Below are 22,436 nucleotides of genomic sequence, written 5' to 3'. Positions count from 1 at the left end.
TACATTTGGGACTTTAATAGAACAATGTATCCATACAAAACGGACATATTATCATCATTTTCATGGTATCGCAATAGCAATGTAATTACTATCGCTACAACCACCATCACCCCTTTGGGGTAAACTACTTATATATTCGTCCGTCCTATCCCATTTTTTTATAAAATAAGTTTCATTTTAACATAATACCATAATGAAGGTTCTAAAATTCGGTGGTACTTCAGTAGCCAACGCCAAAAATATATCCCAGGTAAAAAATATTGTTTCTGCTAACCCGAACACTAAAGTATTTGTTGTTGTTTCTGCCCTTGGCGGCGTAACCGACTTACTATTGACCACTGCCAGTTTGGCTTCCGATCAAAACAAGGAGTACCGCACTTACTTAAAAGAAATAGAAGAACGGCATTTGCAGACCATAAAAGAACTCATTGCCGTCCAATTACAAAGCAAGGTGCTCAGCAAGGTGAAAAGTGAACTGAATACCTTGGAAACCCTATTGGAAGGAGCATTTCTGATTGGGGAAATCACCCCCAAATTATCCGATAAAATAGTAAGTTTTGGAGAATTGCTATCCTCCTACATCATCAGCGAATATTTTGCTTCTGAAAAATTGGATGTGGGCCACGTGGACAGCAGAGAACTTATCAAAACGAACGATAATCACGGGAAAGCTGCGGTCAATTTTGAGCTGACCAATGCCAATTGCCAGGCATTTGCAAACAAAACACCCCATGCCATTACCGTTTGTGCGGGATTTATTGCCTCTTCTGTCAATGGAAATTCGACCACATTGGGACGTGGAGGTTCCGACTTCACTGCCGCAATAATCGCCGGTGCCCTGCATGCGGAGGTTTTGGAAATATGGACCGATGTCAGTGGAATGTTCACTGCGAACCCCAAAATAGTAAAACAGGCCATGGCCATACCCCATATTTCATACGAAGAGGCTATGGAACTCTCCCATTTTGGAGCCAAGGTGCTTTATCCGCCGACCATACAGCCCGTATTGTCGAAGGGGATTTCCATAGTCATTAAAAACACCTTTGAACCAGAGGCTCCGGGAACGCTGATCACCAAAAGCCAAAATGATAAAGGCAAAACGGTAAGGGGAATAAGCCATGTGGAAAGCATTGCGCTACTCTCATTGGAGGGACCTGGTATGGTAGGGATTCCTGGAATCTCAAAACGTTTTTTTGAGGTTTTGTCCAATGCAGGCATCAGCGTGGTACTTATTACCCAGGCTTCCTCTGAACATTCCATTTGCGTGGGTATTGCTTCCAGTGATGCAAAAACAGCTGTCGCCATCGTCAATGAAGCCTTTGAATATGAAATTTCATTAGGAAAAATAAAGCCGGTTATCTTGGAGGAGGACCTTGCCATTATTGCCCTTGTAGGGGATAATATGAAAAGTCACCAAGGCCTTAGCGGTAAAATGTTCAGCACCCTCGGAAAAAACAATGTAAACATCAGGGTCATTGCCCAAGGCGCCTCCGAAAGAAACATCTCTGCCGTTATTAGTAAGGGCGATGTGAAAAAGGCACTGAATGCACTGCATGAAGAATTCTTCGAAGAAAACATCAAGCAATTGAACCTCTATGTCATGGGAGTAGGGAATGTAGGTGCCAAATTCTTAAAACAGATACAACAACAAAAAAAGTACCTCAAAGAGTACTTAAAGCTCAATATTCGGGTCATTGGAATCAGTAATTCAAGGACCATGGCCTTTGATGAAAATGGTATCTCCCTTAAAAATTGGGAAGCTGTTTTGGCCGATGGCGAAAAGGCGGATCGAAATAAATTTTTTGAAACCATAAACTCCCTGAACCTTCGCAACAGCATTTTTGTGGATAATACAGCAAGTTCCGAGGTTTCCGATAGTTATGCGACCTACCTAAGAAACAGTATTTCTGTGGTTACCTGTAATAAGATTGCATGTTCTTCGGATTATACCAAGTACTTGGAGTTAAAACAAATGGCACGCAAATACAATGCCCCCTTCTTGTTTGAGACCAATGTTGGTGCCGGACTGCCTATTATAGATACACTTAAGAACTTGATTGCCTCTGGTGACAAAGTAAAAAAGATACAGGCCGTACTTTCCGGTAGTTTAAATTTTGTCTTCAATAATTTTGATGACCAAACTACTTTCCACGATGTGGTGCTACAAGCACAAAAGGAAGGATATACAGAGCCTGATCCAAAGATTGACCTTAGCGGTATCGATGTGATGCGAAAGATATTGATCTTGGCAAGGGAAAGTGGATACCAATTGGATATTGAGGATATTGAAAATCAATCCTTCCTGCCAGAAGAAAGTTTGGCCACTTCAAACAATAAGGACTTTTTTGCTTCCCTTGTGAAGCATGAGGAATCGTTTCAAAAAATATTCAAGGAAGCCAATAGTAAGGACTGTAAACTTAAATATGTGGCCCAATTTGAAAATGGAAAGGCAAGCGTTGGCCTCCAACATATTCCCAAAGGTCATGATTTTTACAATTTGGAGGGCAGTGACAATATCGTACTCTTTTTTACAGAACGCTATCCCAACCAACCTATGATCATCAAAGGTGCCGGGGCCGGGGCAGATGTGACTGCCTCCGGAATATTTGCAGATATTATACGAATTGGAAACTTTTAATTATGGAGGCTATTAAAGTATTTTGCCCGGCCACAATTGCCAATGTTTCCTGTGGTTTTGATGTTTTGGGATTGGCGTTGGATGCTGTAGGCGATGAAATGGTTGTTCGAAAATCAGCAGAAAAGGGTATAAAGATTACCAAATTAACGGGGCAGGACCTGCCCATGGAAACCCATCAGAATGTAGCCGGAGTAGCAGGCTTGGCCTTATTGGCCGAGAGTGAATATGATGGCGGATTTGAAATTGAGATCTACAAAAAAATTAAGGCGGGCAGTGGTATTGGAAGCAGCGCGGCGAGCTCAACGGGGGCCGTTTGGGCCATGAACCAACTTCTTGGTAAACCCTTTGGCCCATTGGAATTGGTGAAGTTTGCCATGGAAGGGGAGCGTTTGGCCAGTGGGGTGGCCCACGCCGATAATGTAGCCCCGGCTATTTATGGGGGCTTTACCCTGGTACGCAGCTACACCCCTTTGGATATTGTCAGGATCAATAGTCCAAGCCAGTTGTATGCCACGGTCATACATCCTCAGATTGAAATAAAGACCTCAGATTCAAGGAAAATACTTAAGACCACCATTTCTTTGGAAGACGGCATAAAACAATGGGGGAATCTGGGCGGCCTGATTGCCGGCCTCTATACCGAAGATTACGGACTCATAGGTAGGTCCTTGGAAGATTACATTGTAGAACCCATCAGATCTATTCTAATCCCAGGTTTCGACAAGGTGAAATCAGAATCCCTGACTGCCGGAGCCTTAGGATGTGGCATATCAGGTTCTGGTCCGTCTATTTTTGCATTGAGCCAAGGAGAGGAAACTGCCAAAAAAGTAGCCGAAGCCATGCGCCTTGTCTATCAAAAAATTGGTATTGATTACGACATCCATGTTTCAAAGATCAACACCGAGGGTATTAAAATACTTCAATAAAAAAACACCAATAACCACATAGCCATATTCAATGAACTTCTATAGTCTTAACCAACAAGCCCCAACTGTTTCCTTTAAAGATGCGGTAATCCAAGGTATAGCACCCGATAGAGGGTTGTATTTTCCGGAGCACATTACCCCTTTACCTACCTCCTTTTTTGAAAATATAGAAGATCTATCCAATCACGAGATTGCCTTTTTGGCCATACGTCAGTTCGTCGGAGATGAGATTCCCGAAGCTAAATTAAAAGAGATTATAGCGGAGGTGCTCGACTTTGATTTTCCGGTAGTGGAATTGGATGAAAATGTGGCAACCTTGGAGTTGTTCCATGGACCTACCTTGGCGTTCAAAGATGTAGGGGCACGCTTTATGGCCCGTTGTCTTGGAGAGTTTTCTGCCAAGGAAACCAATGAGGTGACCGTATTGGTAGCCACTTCGGGAGACACCGGGGGTGCCGTGGCAAATGGATTTTTAGGGGTGAGAGGTGTAAAAGTAGTAATCTTGTATCCGAGTGGCAAGGTCAGTGACATACAGGAAAAACAACTGACCACCTTGGGAAAAAATATCGGTGCCCTAGAGGTTGATGGCACTTTTGATGATTGCCAACGCATGGTAAAAACAGCTTTCTTGGACGAGGAACTCTTACATAAAATGCAATTGACCTCCGCCAATTCCATCAATGTGGCACGATGGCTTCCGCAATTGTTTTACTTCCTCTTTGCCTATAAGCAGGTAAAATCTAAAGGAAAGGAAATTGTATTTTCCATTCCAAGTGGCAATTTTGGAAATATCTGTGCAGGTATCATGGCCCAAAAATTGGGTATGCCATGCCATCATTTTATTGCTGCTACGAATGTCAATAATATTGTCCCCAATTTCATGAAAACGGGCAAATACGAACCGAAACCGTCCATAGCAACCATTTCCAATGCCATGGACGTTGGAGACCCAAGTAATTTTATTAGGATTCGCCACTTGTACCAAGACGACTTTGAGACCTTGTCCAAAAATATTTCCTCCTATTCCTTTACCGATGAACAGACAAAAGAAGCCATGGTGGAGATCTATAATGATTGTTCATATGTAGCAGATCCACACGGGGCAGTGGGTTATTTGGGACTGAAGAAATATCAGGAAAACCATCCTAACACCTACGGCATTTTCTTGGAAACTGCCCATCCGGTAAAGTTTTTGGATATCGTGGAGGATACCATAAGAGAAAATATTGATCTTCCTGAAAAGATTGCAAAAATCATGGACAAGAAGAAAAAGGCAACTTCCATTTCAAGCTACGAAGAGCTTAAAAAATATTTGTTGTCAAATTAATCCGCAACCAAGACCTCCTTATTTAATCCAGACTCGGTAAGGTAAAGTTATCCAAAACACTGGGCATGGCCATGGTCTTCTCTATGGCCTCTGTTGTCCTCGGCGCCATTTCTGATAAATTTATGGGGCCATCCTTGGTGATCAAAATATCGTCCTCGATTCGGACAGCAATCCCCCACCATTTTTTGTCGCAATCACTGCCTTCCGGGATATAGATACCTGGCTCCACGGTGATTACCGTGTTCTCCTGAAAAGCACCATAAGTACCCTTGTCATGAACATCCAATCCGAGATAATGGGATGTTCCATGAGGAAAATAGGTCTTTACCTCGCCAGGGGACGCAATGATTCCCAGTTCTATCAGCCCTTCGGTAACCACTTTGGCAGCCGCCGCTCCTGGAGCTTGAAACGGAGCACCAACAACACTGGCCTTTATTCCTGCCTCTTGTGCGTTATAGACAATGTCATAAATCAACTTTTGTTCCTTTGTGAATTTTCCATTGGCTGGAATGGTCCTTGTAACATCGGCCGTATACCCGTGATATTCGGCTCCCAAATCCATCAATACCAGGTCATTGCCCACTTTTTGCTTGTTATTCTCTATGTAATGCAAAATACAACCGTTATTGCCACCCCCTACAATAGAAGGATAGCCCTCATACTCTGCCCCATATTTTTTGTAGACATACTCATGAATGCCCTGGATTTCGGTTTCACTCATATTGGGGTGCATGGCCTTCATGACCTCTATTTGCCCTACCGCTGATATTTCAATGGCCTTTTTCAACAAGACCATTTCCTCTCTTGTTTTGGTCTCCCGGAGGGTATTCATGATCTCTTCCAACATATAAGAATTCAGGTTATTGGATTTCAGTTCCAGCTTAACCTTTTCCTGTATTTCCTTGCGCTTCCCATTGTCCTGGGCATTTACATAACCCGTTAATAATGCATCAGATTTTAGAGCTTCCTCATAGTTTAAATACCTCCCCAAGGTTTGGGCCACATTGGCGCTATTTTCAACATCCGTGGAGGTAATCATATTATAGATCTGCTGCTTTGTGGCATTGTAGTCCGACGGATAATTCGTTTTTACCTTGAATGTCTTTATCAGATCGAAGAGGTCTGCTTTGCCTCCTAGATCCCGGTAATCAGTTTTGAAATCGAAGAACAAAACATGTTCATAATTCTTAAAATCGATATTTGATTTTTCAAATTCGCTCCCATTGAAAGCCATTTGAAAACCCAATTGTATTTGGGTTCCTTCGATCCCTAAACGCTTTCCGTTCCACTGTTCTGCTCTTGCATCCCTTTCCTGGACAAAAATCATTTCATTATAGATTTTACCATCCACCGATGTTTGGTCTTCGGAAAAAATAACCAGCACCGCATTGGGTTCCTTGTATCCCGTTAAATAATAAAAATCCGGATCTTGATGGTAGATATAATCCACGTCATTGGACCTGTTACGTTCCGCATTGGCGAAAAATACGGCCACACTATTGTCAGGCATCAAATTGCGCACTTCTTCCCTCCTTCCCTTATGAAAATCCGCAGATAAAAAATCGGTTGGTGTTTCTTGTGCTGTGATTAGGAAAAGGGAGAAAAATAGAAAAAAGAAGGAAGTTACTTTCATTTGATACTTTTTTGATGGCATGAAAATAAAAATTTTATTCGGTTTATTATCTCCAAAGAACATAAAATAGACTTGTGGTACAGCCAAGACCCGTATTAACAATACTTTATATAAAACATTAAAGATCTCCTCTGCCCCATCGATTAATTTTCAATAAATTTGCACGAATAAACCAAACGCATGAAAAATACAGCACTTACTAAAATACATGAATCATTGGGAGCCAAAATGGTACCTTTTGCAGGTTATAACATGCCCGTATCCTACGAAGGCGTAAACATTGAACACGAAACTGTCCGTAAGGGTGTGGGTGTTTTTGACGTTTCCCATATGGGTGAATTTTTGATCGAAGGACCTAATGCCCTGGCATTAATTCAAAAAGTAAGTTCCAACGATGCCTCCAAATTGGAAATTGGAAAAGCACAGTATAGCTGTATGCCCAATGAAACAGGTGGTATAGTTGATGATTTGATCATTTATAAAATAAAAGAAGATCAGTATTTATTGGTGGTCAATGCATCCAATATTGATAAGGACTGGGCACATATTTCAAAATACAATGCGACCATCAACGCTACTATGAAGAACATCTCAGAAGGATATTCATTATTGGCCATTCAGGGGCCGAAAGCCATTGAGGCCATGCAATCCCTTACCGATGTGGATTTGGCAAAAATTAAATTTTACACTTTTGAAGTGGCTCCGTTTGCAGGTGTGGAACACGTAATTATTTCGGCTACAGGATATACCGGCTCTGGAGGTTTTGAAATTTATTGCAAAAATGAGGATGCCGAACAAGTTTGGAACCGCGTTTTTGAAGCTGGGGAAGCTTTTGGAATTAAACCCATAGGCTTGGCAGCAAGGGATACCTTACGATTGGAAATGGGATATTGCCTATACGGAAATGATATAAATGACACTACTTCCCCTTTGGAAGCTGGCTTGGGCTGGATCACCAAATTCACCAAGGATTTTGTGAACAGTGAGGCCTTGGCTAAACAGAAGGAAGAAGGCGTTACGCGCAAGCTGATCGCTTTTGAATTGAACGAAAGGGGAATCCCTAGGCACGATTATGATATTGTGGATGAGAATGGAACCAAAATAGGCATTGTTACCTCAGGGACCATGTCACCTTCCATGGGAAAAGGAATTGGTTTGGGTTACGTACCAACGGAACTTTCCAAAATAGGAAGTACCATCCATATTCAAATTAGAAAAAACAATGTACCTGCAACCGTGGTAAAACTGCCCTTTTACAAAGTATAATGAGCAACTTTCAGGAAGTATTGGAACATATTGCCCTCAATTTTAAATCGGTGAAAGACCGGGGCACTGTGGCTTCCTACATTCCAGAATTGGCCCATGTGGACCCCAGTAAATTTGGTATGCATCTTATCGATGCAGACGGTATGCATTATGGAACGGGAGATTCTGAGGAAGCTTTTTCCATACAGAGTATCTCCAAGGTACTCTCCCTTTCCCAAGCCTTTGCCATAATGGGGGATAAACTTTGGGAACGGGTGGATGTGGAACCTTCAGGCGATCCCTTCAACCACTTATCACTTTTGGAACTTGAGCATGGAATTCCCAGGAATCCATTGATCAATGCTGGTGCCCTGGTCATCGCCGATGTATTGATTTCACATTTGAAAAACCCTAAGGCCGATTTTCTTGCCTACGTGCGCAACATGGCCAATGATGAAAATATCAATTACGATACGGATGTGGCCGCATCCGAAAGTAAAACTGGCTATACCAACTATGCGGCAGCAAACCTTTTGAAATCATACGGCAATATTAAGAATGATGTGGATGATGTCCTCGATTTCTATTTTCACCAGTGTTCCCTTAAAATGTCTTGCAGACAGCTCACCGAGGTGTTCTACATCTTTATGAACCGTGGAAAATGCCGTAGAGGGAATGCATTTTTGAATATCAACCAGGTAAAAAGGGTCAATGCCATTATGTTGACCTGCGGTTTTTATGACGAAGCAGGAGAATTTGCCTTTGAAGTGGGCCTCCCAGGAAAAAGTGGTGTTGGCGGGGGTATTGTGGCACTTTTGCCCAATAAATTCTGTATAGCCACATGGTCCCCTGGACTCAATGCCAAGGGGAATTCTAAATTGGGAATGCTTGCCTTGGAGCAGTTTACTACCCAAACCGGGCTATCAATCTTTTAAGAATTGAACACTAAAAAAATTCTCATATTAGGTGGAAGTGGTTTTTTGGGCAATGCCCTTTATAAAGAACTGCACCCCTATTTTGACACCTATGCCACTTTTAATTCCGCCAGGAGGTCATTTGAGGATAACCAGAAATTTTTCAAGTACGATTTGCAGGAGGATGATATCGTTTCCCTATTGCAAAAAATAAGGCCACAATTGATCATTTCTGCATTGCGGGGCGACTTCGCTTCCCAAATACAGGCCCATCAGCATATGATGGAATACATAGAAAAGAACGATTGTAAGATTTATTTTATCTCTTCGGCCAACGTATTTGACGCCTATAGCAAATATCCATCCTACGAATATGACAAAACACTCTCCATGAGTGTTTTCGGAAGATTGAAAATTAAAATTGAGAATATGTTGTTGCGATTGCCCAAGGACAAGATGGGCATCATCAGGGTACCTATGGTCTTTGGCAACAATTCCCCAAGAATAAAGGAAATAAAGCATGCCTTAGCCAACAATGAACCTATTGAGGTTTTCCCTAACCTTATCATCAATGTCACCAACGATGATAAACTGACCCAACAGATCCACTATCTTATCAATCAAAACAAAAGTGGTATTTATCATTTGGGAAGTATTGATTTAGTGCACCATGAAGATTTCATCAAAGATGTGGTAAAAAAATTGGGGTTGTACAACCCCATATTTAAAAGGGTGTATACGACCAATGAGGATCGGTTCCTGGCCGTTTTGCCAAAAACGAACAAGCTGCCAAAGAACCTACAGATTAGTTATCAGGATATCATCGACCACCATATATTTAGTTGAGCAAAAAAGGTATAGCAAATACTGTTGGCTAGCCTTTGTAATGCCTAACTTAGTAAACCAAAAATAAAGTATCATGAAAAAAATGACAACACAGGAAATAGAAGAGCGCTTGGACCAATTGGACGGATGGGATTATACTGACAATGGGATACAGACCACTTTTGAGTTTGCCAATTTCAAAGAAACCTTTTCCATTATGACGAGAATTGCTTTTGAATGCGAAGCACAAAACCATCATCCGGAATGGAGCAATGTTTACAAAACTTTGACCATTAGATTAAGTACACACGATGCTGGCGGGGTTACAGAAAAAGATTTTAAACTGGCCGCTACCATTGAAAATATCATAGAAAGCGAATAAGCTTGCATCTTGCAGCACATATAAAAATTATTAAATTTGCCAACAGCATTATAATCGATTAAAGAAATGGGAAGAGCTTTTGAGTTTAGAAAGGCACGTAAAATGAAGCGTTGGTCTGCCATGTCCAAGGCATTTACAAGAATAGGCAAGGATATTGTAATGGCCGTTAAGGAAGGTGGTCCGGATCCGGATGCCAACTCTAGACTGCGAGCGGTCATCCAGAACGCCAAAGCTGTAAACATGCCCAAGGACAATGTGGAACGCGCCATTAAAAGGGCCAGTGACAAAAGCCTTGGAGATTATAAAGAAGTATTGTTTGAGGGTTATGCCCCGCATGGTATTGCCATTTTGGTGGAAACGGCCACGGATAACAATACCAGGACCGTAGCCAATATCAGAAGTTATTTCAATAAATGTAACGGGAGCTTGGGAACATCGGGTTCTGTGGAATTTATGTTTGACCATACCTTTAATTTTAGGATCCCTGCCGAAGGGATAGACCCAGAAGAACTGGAATTGGAAATGATCGACTTTGGGGCGGAAGAAGTATTCGCCGATGAGGATGGTATCCTTATCTATGGACCGTTCGAGAGTTTCGGTTCCATCCAGAAAGAATTGGAATCTAGAGGCATAGAAATCCTATCGTCAGGATTTGAGCGTATCCCGCAAATCACGAAGGAGCTCACCGAAGAACAAGCTGCCGATGTGGAAAAACTATTGGAAAAAATAGAAGAGGATGACGATGTACAGAATGTTTATCATTCCATGAAGGAGTAAACAGTCTGCTTCATAAAAAATTAGAAAAGGGCTATTGCAAATGCAATGGCCCTTTTCAACTAAACAACCTAAAATAAAACCAAATTGTGTTTACCTGTCAAAAGGAGTTAAAGCCCCAACTTTGTAGCTCCTTTTCCTTACCTACGGAAAACAATCCTCAAGGGTTTTAAAAAAGTGATTTTATTATTTAGATCCCGTACTGCATCAAACATCATTAGAAGGTTTCCATATAAAAATATTTATCCTTCCCGGTAATTGATTCTTGACAACCAGAATTAGTCATGGGTGGTCATGATATACATCATTTCAAACAGGTATAATGTTCTTTACCTTGTGAATGGACCATAATAGTCCATTACATGCTCACTAAAACATGATATCATGAAAAAACTTAAAAACATACTTCTACTGGGCACCTTATTTTCTTTTTTCTTTATTTCCTGTTCCAGTTCCGATGAGGATGAACTGACCAAGGCTGGTCCGGATTTTGCCATAAGTGAATTGCAGGGGACATGGGAAGCAACTTCAGCGGTTTTTGCATATTCCGGTTCAGGAGCATCTTATGACCCTGTCCGAATAGTTGCAGATGGAGGCACGGTACGCTTGGTAGTCCAATCCAATGGGAGGTTCACCTTAACCATAGATACGGTAGATATGGATGAATTTATTGTCACCGGGGAAATGTTCTTTGAGAACAACGAGTTTTTTGCCATCAGATTTGATGACGAACCCAATGATTATGAATACTTTGGAGCTACATTGACATCAAATACTTTTGCTTTGAACAGTGGTCCCGATGTTGCCGAATGGGATTTTGATGGCGATGGAAATGAAGAACCAGCCAGTGTTTCTTTTGAATTTATCAGGAAATAAAAACTAAAATAGCACCTAGAAACTATACTCGGGAACTTTCCCTAAAACCCCTTTGTAAAAGGCTTTGTATTCCTTAAGGTCCTGCTCCATATCCCCAGTAGGATAATGGGGCTGGGAGACCTTGATCTGTTTCTTGCCAAAATCAAAAGCCACCATTACTATGGGCACCTGTGCTTCTTTAGCTATAAAATAGAACCCTGTCTTCCATTCCGTCACCTTTTTACGGGTTCCCTCTGGAGCTAGGGCCAACCTAAATTTTTCCCGCTCTTTAAATATGGCGGCCGTTGCCTTTACCGTATCACTTTTTTTACTGCGGTCAATGGGCGCCCCCCCCATCCATCGAAAAAACCATCCGAACGGGGAATCAAAAAGGCTTTTTTTTCCAATATAATTGACCTCTTCATTCCAAACCTTACGTATCAACAGGCCCAAAAAGAAATCTACCCAACTGGTATGTGGCACTACGATAATGACACATTTATCCACATTTGGAAAGGTGCCTACGGTTTTCCACCCCAATAGTTTGTAGTATATGAATTTCGCAAGTGTTTGCAGCATAGTATTTTGGTCAACGCCCGATAAACCACCATATCAATCTATGGCGTCCATTCAAAGCTTTCTAATTTATATTTTTTCGTAAATGGATCTTAGTTTTTGAGGGGTGATGGTTTTGCGCCATTCCTTGCCCAAGGCATTTTCCCATAGCGGTTCCAAACTTAGGGCAACCGTTATCATGGTATCAAAATCCTGATCACTTAGACCTGCACAGATCCCTTTGGGAAGCTCAATTTGATGCTTTTCTTTCATTTCGTGAAAAAGGGCCACCCCCTCGGGATAGAACTCCTCCAGATATTGAAATACCAAACAATTGCCTATCCCATGTCTTACACCCAACAAATAGGAGAGCCCATAGCTCATGGCGTGTGCCACCCCTACCTGGGAATAGGCAATGCTCATGCCCCCATGCCAAGAGGCCATCATCAGCTTATCACGGGATTCAGCGGCCTCCAAAGAATCCAAGTAGACCTCCTTGCACAACTCCAAGGCTTTTTCCCCATAACTCTGGCTGAAAGCATTTAAAAAAGTCCCATTCAGAGATTCCACACAATGGATATAACAGTCCATCCCGGTGTAGAACCACTGTTCCTTGGGAACTCCATGGGTTAGGTCAGGATCCAGTACCACCTGGTCAAAAGGGGTGAAATCTGAATTGATCCCCAATTTCTTCTCTGGCCCCAACAATACCGTTGTTCTAGAAACTTCTGCCCCAGTACCACTAATAGTAGGTATCCCCACATGGTAAATGGCCGGTTTTTTGACCAAATCCCATCCTTGGTACTCCGAGGAGCTCCCAGGATTGGTCAACATGAGCGCCAAGGCCTTGGCCAGATCCAACAAGGTGCCTCCCCCTATTCCGATGATCCCTGAAGGGAGTTCGGTATAGCCGTTTTTTATTTGGGAAACCAAGGCATCCACTTGATGGGTTTTGGGCTCTTCATCTGCCGAAATGAAGATAATCTGATCATTAAAGATCAGGGGGATTCTTTTGGTAATTTCGTGTCCTTCAAAAACGTCATCGACAAGAAAAATAAAAGGTGCTTCCGAGTTCTTCCTTTTGGGCATCAATATCTCTCCCAGTTGTTCAAAACAACCTTGGCCAAAAACCACTCTGGGTACCATGGGAAAATTCCTGTATTTCGTCATACTAGAGATGAAATGTTATTTATTTAGTAGTCGCTGTCCTAACGTTGGGCAGGTACTTTAAAATATCCGTGATATCATTTAAGGTCAAGTGACCATTACCCTGCTGTTCCTTGGGTACTTCCTCGTGTGCCCATGTAGTATGAAAGGGCACATGAACTGCCTGAGCCCCTATATTGATCAAGGGCAGAACATCAGATTTCAAGGAATTGCCAATCATTAAAAACTGGGACACGGGGATTTCCAAATGGTCCAATAAGTGTTGATAGTTATCTTCCTTTTTATCGCTCAGTACCTCTACATGGTGGAAATACTTTGACAGCCCAGATTTTTCGAGTTTCCGTTCCTGGTCCAAAAGATCTCCCTTGGTCAAGACAATCAAACGATAGCGGTCTTCCAATTTTTGCAAGACCTCCTCCACCCCATCCAATAACTCCACTGGATGTGACAACATGCGCTTTCCGATATTTAAGATTTCGGTGATGGTTGACTGGGGAATTTTGTTATTTGAAATTTCCATGGCAGACTCTATCATGGACAACATAAACCCTTTTACACCATAACCATAGAGATCCAAGTTCTTTATTTCCATTTTAAAGAGCTCCTGATCTACTTTATTTTTGGTCTCGTACTTCTCCAATAAATTACAAAATTGGTCTTCTGCCTCCCTAAAATAGGTTTCGTTTACCCATAGGGTATCATCGGCATCAAAACCTATAACCGTAATATTCTTATAGTCTACTTCCATACTTTCTTTGCTCTTTCCAAATCCTCAGGGGTATCAATTTCTATACCCGTTACATGGGTTTCTACCATTTTTATTTTCTTGCCATATTCCAGATATCTAATAGCTTCAATTTTTTCAGTAGCCTCCAAGGTCAGCATGGGCAAACGCTGAAAATCCATTAGGGCACTCTTTCTGAACGCATAGATTCCCTTGTGTTTAAAATAGGGTGCGTTCACCTCTTTTGCCCTTGGGTATGGGATGGGAGATCTGGAAAAATACAGGGCAAAATTGTTTTGGTCCACTATCACCTTCACCGTATTGGGATTACTGATTTCTTCCCAATCGGTAATTTTGGTCATCAGGGAAGCCAAATCTATTTCCTTCTTGGGGTCATGTTGGAATACCTCCAATACGCTGTCCAAACTCTCTTTTTCCGTAAAAGGCTCATCGCCCTGAACATTCACAATAATGTCCACATCCATATCAGCAACGGCCTCGGCTATCCGATCACTACCACACTCGTGTTCTTTGAGGCTCATAATAGCCTTGCCACCTGCTTTTACAATAGTATCGTATATGATATCACTATCCGTTACAATATAGACCTCGTCAAATAGCTTCGTATTTACGGCAGCTTCATAGGTCCTTAAGATAACCGGTTTACCAGCCAGATCCTGCATCAATTTGCCCGGAAATCTAGATGCGGCATAACGGGCCGGAATCATTGCTATTATTTTCATTTACTTTTCAATTAAAAATTACTTCCTAGGTCTCAGCTTCCTATAGATATTGAAGATGACTCCCAATATTACAATGACCAAAACCACCGCTGCAATGGGAGCCAACAAGGACAGTATGGTCACCACCATTGCAGTTCCCGTTTCTATAAAGGACACAATAGGGTTTGCCAACCCACCTGTGGTTGCCGTAGACGCCAATCTACTGGTGGCAGATGCCCCTTTTATGGCGGTAGCCGTCCCCCCACCTGCGATAATGGCCAAGGTCCAAGTGACCAACGGTTCCAAATCGGCCATGGTAGAGACCATAACAGCGGTCCCGGCAATGCCCGCCAACGGAATGGCAAAACTATCCAAAAGATTATCGACCCAAGGTATAAAATATGCAAAAATTTCAAGGATGGTGGCAACCCCAAAAACAACCAAAGCTGAAAGGCTTGACATCCACTCCCAATGGGCATTGAGATCCCATGCTCCTAAAAAGGAAGCCAAACTCAAGGCGAACAAAGGCAAAAAAACCCTAAACCCTACAGAGGCAGCAAGTCCAATCCCCAAAAAAATACTTATGATAGTTTCTGTCGTCATTTTTGGTGTTCTAGCACTAAAAATAGGCTATTCTCAATCAACAAAAAAATCGTTCTTAAAGCCTATCAGGTACAATTGACGCTTAGCCCTTGTAACGGCAGTATATAGCCAACGCAGGTATTCCTTGTCCATCCCATTGGGAAGATAGGGCTGCTCTACAAATACCGTGTCCCATTGTCCCCCTTGCGATTTATGGCAGGTAATGGCATAAGAAAACTTGACCTGCAGTGCATTGAAGAATTTATTGTTTTTTACCCCGAGAAACTTCTTGTATTTTGAAGTTTCATGGGCATAATCCTTCATCACCTCTTGGTACAACCTATTGCCATCTTCATAGGACAATGATGGGGTTACGGCCTGAATGGTATCCAGCAGCAACACGGTTTCAAAAGGTTTTTGGTTGGGATAATCCACCATTTTCACCTTTACCTCGGCGAATTTAAAGGAATATAATTCCTTAATGGCAAAGATTTCCAAAACTTCTATGATATCCCCATTGGCAATAAAACCGGCTTCGGATTGGGGTTCCAACCAAAAGTAATTGTTCTTAACCACCATCATAAAGTCCCCAACCGCAATTTCATTTTCCAGATATAGGATCCTATTTCTGATATTCTCATTATATAGGTTGGCCCTTTTATTGGAACGGACAATAATGGCCGTCTCCTCCTTACCGTTTTGTGAATAAGAGCTATCTATAGCCTCTTGGATCTCATTGCCGTCTATCAAACGGACAATATCCTTATACGGATTGACATCAAATTTAAAATCCTCAAAAAACTCATTCTGCAGCTGTTCCCTCAAATTGGTGGCATTGATCAATATCCCAGAATCCTCAGCCTGTCTGACCACTTCATCCATCTCCAAGGAAATCACTTCCTTATTATAATTCAAGGCCAGTTGGTTTTCTTCCAATGCGGGACTCAAGTCCAAATGCACCGGTGGCAATTGGGCAGTATCCCCAATCAAGATCAATTTACAATTGTGGCCAGAATAGACATACATAATAAGGTCATCCAATAAGGACCCATTTTCAAACAACTTGGAGTCGGCCGCAGTATCGGGTATCATGGAAGCTTCATCCACTATAAATATGGTATTGCGGTGTTTATTGGGAGACAGTACAAACTGTACTCCGCCGCCACTCTGCTTTTTGGGGAAATATATCTTTCTATGAATGGTATACGATTGGGTATTGGCATAATTGGCCATAACCTTGGCAGCTCTTCCCGTGGGGGCCATAAGAACGGCTTTCATACCGGTTCTCCACAGATTGGTGACCAAAACCCCGATCATGGTAGTTTTTCCAGTTCCCGCAAATCCTTTGAGCATAAAAACCACCTCCTTTTCTTTGGACAAAACAAAATCTGCCAATTTTTCCAGGACAACGTTTTGTTTTAAGGTTGGATCGTGGGGGAATTTATCTCGTAATATTTTGGTGAAAGATGAGGCTGTGAGTGCGTTCATAGGACTTCAAAGATAATCAGGATTTTTAAGGGCAAATACTTTTGTGATTAAAAAAAAATTGTAGATTTGTGATAACCACTAAAATTAAATTAACACTTAGAAAATGAAGAGCATAATACAAATTTTACTTTGGATAGCATGTATCGGTTTAGGATATTTGATTTATCAATCCGTAAATGGTCCTATAGAATTCAAAAAAGTAAAAGAGCAGCGTTTTGCAAAAGTAGTTTCCGTACTCAAGGATATTAGGAATTCTCAAGAAGCGTACAAATCTGCCAATGGAAAATACGCCAATGATTTCAATTCCCTTATCAGCTTTGTAGATACAGGAAAATATACCATTCTTCAGCAGAGAGATTCTTCTTATATGGAGTTCAACAAAACCTACGGTATTGACATGCTTAAAGAAGTCAAAATTGTAGATACATTAGGATTTGTTTCTGTTAAGGATTCTTTGTTCAAACAGGACAACCGTTACAAGACTATGATGAATGTTCCTTATGCCACAAGCGGAGAGAAGTTTGAAATGAAAGCTGACATCATTGAAAAAAGCGGCTACAAGGCTCCTGTTTTTGAAGCTAAAGTAAAGAAAAGTGTTATTTTGGGAGACCAGCCAAAAGAACTTTTAGCGAGGGAGAATGTACAGGTAAGTGTTGAAGAAGTAAACGGCAGTGAAATCAAAGTTGGCTCCTTAACGGAAGTTAGCACCAACGGTAACTGGCCTCCAATCTATGACAAAAAAGAAAACAATAAATAATTTAGAGCAATCTAAATCGGATTACCATAAGTTGTCCATTCAAATTAGTTTGAATGGACTTTCTTTTTGTGTCCTTGACACAGTGGACAATACAATTCTGGCTTCCGAGAACGTCGTTTTCGAGCAGGAAGTAAATCCTTTGGAATTGTTAAAAAAGGTAAAGGAGATCTTTGAGAAGTACAAGGTTGCCAAAGTATCCTTTTCCGAAGTGATCGCCATTCACAAAAACCAACTATTCAGCTTGGTTCCCAAACCTCTTTTCGATGAGGACGAAATGGCCAATTACCTAAAATTCAATGCCAAAATCCTCACCAACGATGTCATTGTATACGATGAACTGGAAACCAATGACCTAATGAATGTTTACGTTCCCTTCATGAATGTGAACAATTATATCTATGAGCTTTTTGGAGAGTTTGAATTTAAGCATAGCAGTACGGTAATGGTGGAATCGTTATTGAACAACCCACAACAAGGAAGCGATCCTGTGTGCTATGTACATGTTGGGGAAAAGCAATTGGAAATCACCGTGGTATCCAATAAAAAATTGCTCTTGCACAACAGTTTTAACTACACCACCAAGGAGGATTTCATCTATTACTTGCTCTTCACCTTGGAACAACTGAAATTAGATACGAACACAGTAAAGTTAATGCTCTTTGGAGCTATTGACGAGGATGATGAAAATTATGGTATCTGCTATAATTACATCAAAAACATTTCCATTTTTGTACCCTCCAACATTGCCCATATAGTAGGCAATGAAAAAGAGGACGCCATAGATTTTACGGTACTAAAAACCCTTTAATGCGAATTATATCAGGAAACTACAAAGGCAAAAGAATCATCGCCCCTAAAAAGCTCCCCGTTAGACCTACAACGGATATGGCAAAAGAGGCCTTGTTCAACATCTTGAACAATCAATATTATTTTAACGAAATCAGTGTCCTTGACTTGTTCGCCGGAACAGGAAATATCAGTTATGAATTTGCCTCTCGGGGAACGGAACGCATTGTAAGTGTGGATGCCGATTTTGGTTGCATAAAGTTCATCAACCAAATTGCAAAAGAATTGGACTTCAACATTACTACCATTAAAAGTGATGTGTTCACCTACTTGGAAAAGGTCCATGTAAAGTCCGATATTATCTTTGCCGACCCCCCTTATGACATGTCCTTGGAAGAGTTTTCCAAAATTCCGGAATTGGTTTTTAAAAATGAACTGCTCTTGGAAAATGGGGTCTTGATCATTGAACATTCCAAATACACCGATCTATCACAGCTGCCCTATTTTTCCAATCAAAGAAGGTATGGCGTAAGCGTTTTTAGTTTTTTTGAACCATCTTCTTAAAGTATATGACACGAATAACCAGGAACCTCTTACTTGATTGCAAAGCTATTGTATCGGAACATATCCACCGAACCCCTGTTTTGACTTCCACTTTACTAAATGAACTCTCCGGGGTGGAATTGTTTTTTAAATGTGAAAATTTTCAGCGCTCGGGCTCATTTAAAATGAGGGGAGCCGTTCATTCTATAAGCAAACTCACCAAAGAACAGAAGGCAAAAGGTGTTGTAACACACTCCTCGGGGAACTTTGCACAGGCCCTTTCCTTGGCCGCAAGGTCCATAGGCGTCAAAGCATATATCGTAATGCCGAACAATGCCCCGCAGGTAAAGAAAAATGCGGTTCGGAGTTATGGAGGTGAGGTTATCGAGTGCGAGCCCAATCTAGGGGCCAGAGAAAAGGCTGCGGCCGAGATTGTAAAGAAATACGGCGCTACCTTTCTGCACCCCTCAAACAACTTTAATGTTATTCTGGGACAAGGAACTGCGGCCATGGAATTGCTGGAAGACCATCCGGATTTAAATTATATCATGACTCCTGTGGGTGGAGGCGGACTCATTGCGGGAACGTCATTGGCAGCACATTTTTTCGGCCACAAATGCAATACCATAGGAGGAGAACCTTTCAACGTTGACGACGCCTACCATTCTTTGAAAACAGGTCAAATTGTTCGTAATGAGTCTACCGATACCATTGCAGACGGACTAAGAACAGAACTGGGAGATATCAACTTCCCCATCATCATGGATTATGTGGAAATGATCATCAGAGTGGAAGAAAAAGAAATCATCGATGCCATGCATCTGTTGTGGGAACGTATGAAAATTATTATTGAACCTTCATGTGCCGTGCCATTTGCCGCATTATTGAGAGAAAAGGAATTCTTTAAAGGAAAAAAAATTGGGATAATCCTATCGGGAGGAAATGTAGATCTAGGAAAACTACCATTTTAATAAAAAAAGCAGGTCATAAGCCGGATTCTGTTCATCCTGAATAATCAGGAACCCTCTATCATTTATCTAGACCCTTGGTTACCCAAAGGCTCAAACCGCCTACCCTTCAGCTCGGGCGTGCACCCTCAAACACTGATTTACATGACGTTGCACCGCATAGAGTTTACCTGGTTTCACTACAGCATTACCTGTACTTGCTTTCTGTTGCACTTGTCCTCACCTCTCGATGGACGGGCGTTACCCGCTATACTGCACTATGGTGTCCGGACTTTCCTCCCCCAATTGTTATTGGGAGCGATAGAGCGACCTGCTACATGCAAAGATACTTCAATTGTTAATAAAAAAGTCTTTAAACTATGCTAAAGTAACCGCTTTATGCAATGCTATTTTTATATTTGTAGCTCGCAGCAAAGGGCGGATGCCCATCTGCGCTAAAGATAAGATTCGTGGAACCATTTGTAGTATCAGCCAGAAAATACAGGCCCCAGACATTCAAGGATGTTGTGGGACAACAGGCTATTACAAATACCCTGCTCAATGCTATTGAAAACAATCATTTGGCTCAGGCCCTACTTTTTTGCGGACCTAGAGGGGTAGGAAAAACCACATGTGCCAGAATTTTGGCAAAAAAAATAAATCAGGACGGTACCGAACACACAGATGAAGATTTTGCATTTAACATCTTTGAACTGGATGCGGCCTCAAACAATTCTGTAGACGACATTAGAAATCTTACCGATCAGGTAAGGATTCCTCCCCAAACCGGGAAATACAAGGTCTATATCATTGATGAGGTACACATGTTGTCCCAATCGGCCTTCAATGCTTTCTTAAAGACACTTGAAGAGCCTCCAAAGCACGCCATCTTTATTTTGGCCACGACGGAAAAGCACAAGATCATACCCACCATCCTGTCCCGTTGCCAAATTTTTGATTTTAAACGTATTACCGTTAAGGATGCTGCGGAGTACTTAAAATATATTGCAGAAAACCAGGAAATAGAAGCTGAGGACGACGCCTTGCATATCATTGCCCAAAAGGCAGATGGGGCTATGAGGGACGCCCTTTCCATATTTGATAGGGTAGTAAGTTTTTCCGGAAAAAAATTGACCCGAAAAGCAGTCACTGAAAACCTGAACGTATTGGATTACGATACCTACTTTTCAGCTACAGACCTAATCTTGGCTCATAATATCCCGGCCTTATTGGTATTGTTCAACGAAACCTTATCCAAAGGCTTTGACGGGCACCATTTCATATCTGGTCTGGCCTCCCACTTCAGGGACCTTATGGTATGCCAACATCAGGATACCATAGCGTTATTGGAAGTTGGAGACGAGGCCAAGAAAAATTATTTGGAGCAGTCCAAAAAGGTATCCAACGCCTTTCTAATGCAGGGGATCGATATTGCAAATGATTGTGATCTCAAATACAAGTCCAGCAAAAACCAGCGGCTTCTGGTAGAATTGGCTCTCATGAAACTGGCTTCCATCGACTTCGATGGCCAAAAAAAAAAATCTGAACATTTAGGAAACAGTGACTTTTTAATACCTGCCTCATTTTTCAAAGGGCAAGGAAACGCCATTACGGTCGCAAAACAGCCGGCCGCACCACAAGACAACAGCCCCAATACAATCCTAAAGGCAACTGATGGCACTACCCAAACGAAGACCAATAGCGAAGCCCTGGAACAATTGGAAACTACGGTATTGGTAGCGGAACCCCCAATTGAAAACAGCACTTCCAAAAAAGAACCTTTAGAAAGCAAGGAGACCGTAAAACCCAGCATTAACATTCCATCAAAAAGGGTATCGGGACTTTCCTTATCCAGCCTAAAGGCTAAAAAAGAGCATGAGCTCAATAGAAAAGATGAGACGGTTGATGAGAACAAATTGCCCAAGGATGCATTTACAGAAGAGGAAATGCAGGCTCACTGGGCAGCGTTCGTGGAGATAATCGATAAGGATGGTAGAAAAATCCTGGCTTCCAATCTAAATACCGATATCCCAAAACTCAAAAACCAAACTACCATCTGGATCGAACTTCCCAATGGTACCATGAAAAAAGAGGTGGAGCGCGAGCAATATGACCTCATGGAATATTTAAGGCAAAAGCTGAACAATTATTTTATCAGTCTTACCATTACCGTTAACGAGGAAACTGCCAAAAAATTTGCATTTACCCCACTGGAGAAATATGAAAAATTACGGGAAAAGAACCCGGCTATTGACATTTTGCGGAAAGAGTTTGACCTTGATTTTTAGGCTTTTTTAGCCAAAGCCCTAATCCTCAAACTGTACATCAGCATTACCAGTGCATTGATCAGAAGCCCAAAGGATTCTCTTGCATGCTCAATATTCCCAATTTCTCCGTCATCAATACCAACTCCCTCAAACTCATTGGGCCAAAAAATGAATACTCCTATAAAATACAAGGCGAACAATAACAATGCCACCTTAAAGGACAGCTTTTCCAAAAAAAACATCACGGAAGCTGCGGCCGCACTCCCATAAATAGCATACCACAAAAGGGCATCGGGATCGTTATACTGTACATACGCCGCCCAGAGGAAGAGCACGGTAAAAACTATGGATATTGCTTTAAAAAATGATTTCATAGACC

General features: G+C 41.7%; 22 protein-coding genes and 1 other RNA gene. 14 read left to right on the top strand and 9 right to left on the bottom strand.

The annotated features are described in order from the left end of the window. Positions 1–193 precede the first annotated feature (193 nt). The 3 genes from thrA to thrC are packed head-to-tail and all read left to right on the top strand — an operon-like array spanning position 194 to position 4,891. On the top strand, positions 194–2,638 hold the full coding sequence (thrA, locus tag WAA86_RS05940) for a bifunctional aspartate kinase/homoserine dehydrogenase I (RefSeq protein ID WP_337300074.1): 2,445 nt from the start codon (positions 194–196) through the stop codon (positions 2,636–2,638). A 2-nt stretch (positions 2,639–2,640) separates the two neighbouring features. Beyond that, positions 2,641–3,564, top strand: coding sequence for a homoserine kinase (locus WAA86_RS05935; RefSeq protein WP_337300073.1), 924 nt, complete (start codon positions 2,641–2,643; stop codon positions 3,562–3,564). Between the two features lie 31 nt (positions 3,565–3,595). Further along, the gene (gene thrC / locus WAA86_RS05930; RefSeq protein WP_337300072.1) at positions 3,596–4,891 is read left to right on the top strand and encodes a threonine synthase; all 1,296 of its coding nucleotides are present in this window, start codon (positions 3,596–3,598) and stop codon (positions 4,889–4,891) included. Between the two features lie 22 nt (positions 4,892–4,913). On the opposite strand, the gene WAA86_RS05925 is transcribed toward thrC, so the two are convergent. Continuing rightward, complete coding sequence (locus WAA86_RS05925; RefSeq protein WP_337300071.1) at positions 4,914–6,524, bottom strand: aminopeptidase P family protein; 1,611 nt, start codon at positions 6,522–6,524, stop codon at positions 4,914–4,916. 180 nt (positions 6,525–6,704) lie between these two features. On the opposite strand from WAA86_RS05925, the gene gcvT reads away from it, so the two are divergent. The 6 genes from gcvT to WAA86_RS05895 all read left to right on the top strand — a co-directional run bounded on the left by gcvT (position 6,705) and on the right by WAA86_RS05895 (position 11,540). Next, the gene (gene gcvT, locus WAA86_RS05920; protein WP_337300070.1) at positions 6,705–7,790 is read left to right on the top strand and encodes a glycine cleavage system aminomethyltransferase GcvT; all 1,086 of its coding nucleotides are present in this window, start codon (positions 6,705–6,707) and stop codon (positions 7,788–7,790) included. Next, positions 7,790–8,704 (top strand): glutaminase, encoded by a 915-nt coding sequence (locus WAA86_RS05915; RefSeq protein WP_337300069.1) that lies wholly within the window; start codon positions 7,790–7,792, stop codon positions 8,702–8,704. The genes gcvT and WAA86_RS05915 overlap by 1 nt, the downstream gene beginning before the upstream one ends. A gap of 3 nt (positions 8,705–8,707) precedes the next feature. Continuing rightward, positions 8,708–9,529 carry a sugar nucleotide-binding protein gene (locus WAA86_RS05910; RefSeq protein WP_337300068.1) on the top strand — a complete coding sequence of 274 codons (822 nt, stop codon included), beginning with the start codon at positions 8,708–8,710 and terminating at the stop codon, positions 9,527–9,529. Positions 9,530–9,602: 73 nt separating this feature from the next. Continuing rightward, on the top strand, positions 9,603–9,890 hold the full coding sequence (locus WAA86_RS05905) for a 4a-hydroxytetrahydrobiopterin dehydratase (RefSeq protein ID WP_337300067.1): 288 nt from the start codon (positions 9,603–9,605) through the stop codon (positions 9,888–9,890). 66 nt (positions 9,891–9,956) lie between these two features. Beyond that, the gene (locus tag WAA86_RS05900; RefSeq protein WP_337300066.1) at positions 9,957–10,667 is read left to right on the top strand and encodes a YebC/PmpR family DNA-binding transcriptional regulator; all 711 of its coding nucleotides are present in this window, start codon (positions 9,957–9,959) and stop codon (positions 10,665–10,667) included. 381 nt (positions 10,668–11,048) lie between these two features. Then, a complete protein-coding gene (locus WAA86_RS05895) occupies positions 11,049–11,540 on the top strand; it encodes a hypothetical protein (RefSeq protein WP_337300065.1) in 492 nt (163 codons plus the stop codon). A 15-nt stretch (positions 11,541–11,555) separates the two neighbouring features. Here the strand turns inward: WAA86_RS05895 and WAA86_RS05890 are convergent, their stop codons facing one another. From WAA86_RS05890 to WAA86_RS05865, 6 genes are all read right to left on the bottom strand, one after another. After that, on the bottom strand, positions 11,556–12,095 hold the full coding sequence (locus WAA86_RS05890) for a 1-acyl-sn-glycerol-3-phosphate acyltransferase (protein ID WP_337300316.1): 540 nt from the start codon (positions 12,093–12,095) through the stop codon (positions 11,556–11,558). Positions 12,096–12,164: 69 nt separating this feature from the next. Continuing rightward, positions 12,165–13,244: an iron-containing alcohol dehydrogenase family protein gene (locus WAA86_RS05885; protein ID WP_337300064.1), complete on the bottom strand. Its 1,080-nt coding sequence runs from the start codon at positions 13,242–13,244 to the stop codon at positions 12,165–12,167. A 19-nt stretch (positions 13,245–13,263) separates the two neighbouring features. After that, positions 13,264–13,989: an HAD family hydrolase gene (locus WAA86_RS05880; protein ID WP_337300063.1), complete on the bottom strand. Its 726-nt coding sequence runs from the start codon at positions 13,987–13,989 to the stop codon at positions 13,264–13,266. Then, complete coding sequence (gene kdsB / locus WAA86_RS05875; protein ID WP_337300062.1) at positions 13,980–14,708, bottom strand: 3-deoxy-manno-octulosonate cytidylyltransferase; 729 nt, start codon at positions 14,706–14,708, stop codon at positions 13,980–13,982. The genes WAA86_RS05880 and kdsB overlap by 10 nt, the downstream gene beginning before the upstream one ends. Before the next feature lie 18 nt (positions 14,709–14,726). After that, positions 14,727–15,290 (bottom strand): DUF4126 domain-containing protein, encoded by a 564-nt coding sequence (locus WAA86_RS05870; protein ID WP_337300061.1) that lies wholly within the window; start codon positions 15,288–15,290, stop codon positions 14,727–14,729. A 33-nt stretch (positions 15,291–15,323) separates the two neighbouring features. Then, positions 15,324–16,757, bottom strand: coding sequence for an ATP-dependent DNA helicase (locus tag WAA86_RS05865; protein ID WP_337300060.1), 1,434 nt, complete (start codon positions 16,755–16,757; stop codon positions 15,324–15,326). A gap of 103 nt (positions 16,758–16,860) precedes the next feature. Between WAA86_RS05865 and WAA86_RS05860 the strand changes: the two genes are divergently transcribed. Genes WAA86_RS05860 through WAA86_RS05845 form a run of 4 tightly spaced genes read left to right on the top strand, consistent with a single transcriptional unit; the run spans position 16,861 to position 19,814 of the window. Then, the gene (locus WAA86_RS05860) at positions 16,861–17,514 is read left to right on the top strand and encodes a hypothetical protein (RefSeq protein WP_337300059.1); all 654 of its coding nucleotides are present in this window, start codon (positions 16,861–16,863) and stop codon (positions 17,512–17,514) included. Then, positions 17,489–18,322 carry a DUF3822 family protein gene (locus tag WAA86_RS05855; RefSeq protein WP_337300058.1) on the top strand — a complete coding sequence of 278 codons (834 nt, stop codon included), beginning with the start codon at positions 17,489–17,491 and terminating at the stop codon, positions 18,320–18,322. Before WAA86_RS05860 ends, WAA86_RS05855 begins: the two co-directional genes overlap by 26 nt. After that, a complete protein-coding gene (locus WAA86_RS05850) occupies positions 18,322–18,864 on the top strand; it encodes an RsmD family RNA methyltransferase (RefSeq protein ID WP_337300057.1) in 543 nt (180 codons plus the stop codon). Before WAA86_RS05855 ends, WAA86_RS05850 begins: the two co-directional genes overlap by 1 nt. Before the next feature lie 5 nt (positions 18,865–18,869). Beyond that, on the top strand, positions 18,870–19,814 hold the full coding sequence (locus WAA86_RS05845; RefSeq protein ID WP_337300056.1) for a threonine ammonia-lyase: 945 nt from the start codon (positions 18,870–18,872) through the stop codon (positions 19,812–19,814). A gap of 1 nt (position 19,815) precedes the next feature. On the opposite strand, the gene rnpB is transcribed toward WAA86_RS05845, so the two are convergent. Beyond that, an RNA gene (gene rnpB / locus WAA86_RS05840) (RNase P RNA component class A) lies at positions 19,816–20,128 on the bottom strand. Between the two features lie 132 nt (positions 20,129–20,260). Between rnpB and WAA86_RS05835 the strand changes: the two genes are divergently transcribed. After that, positions 20,261–22,078, top strand: coding sequence for a DNA polymerase III subunit gamma/tau (locus tag WAA86_RS05835; RefSeq protein ID WP_337300055.1), 1,818 nt, complete (start codon positions 20,261–20,263; stop codon positions 22,076–22,078). Here the strand turns inward: WAA86_RS05835 and WAA86_RS05830 are convergent. Next, positions 22,075–22,431: a transmembrane 220 family protein gene (locus tag WAA86_RS05830; RefSeq protein WP_337300054.1), complete on the bottom strand. Its 357-nt coding sequence runs from the start codon at positions 22,429–22,431 to the stop codon at positions 22,075–22,077. The two genes, WAA86_RS05835 and WAA86_RS05830, sit on opposite strands and share 4 nt — an antisense overlap. Between the last annotated feature and the right edge of the window lie 5 nt (positions 22,432–22,436).

Origin of the sequence: Sediminicola sp. 1XM1-17 (assembly GCF_037203765.1) — a bacterium.
In the GTDB taxonomy this organism is placed as follows: Bacteria; Bacteroidota; Bacteroidia; order Flavobacteriales; family Flavobacteriaceae; genus Sediminicola.
Note: the sequence above shows the minus strand (reverse complement) of the source record. Positions and strands in the feature narration are given on the sequence as shown.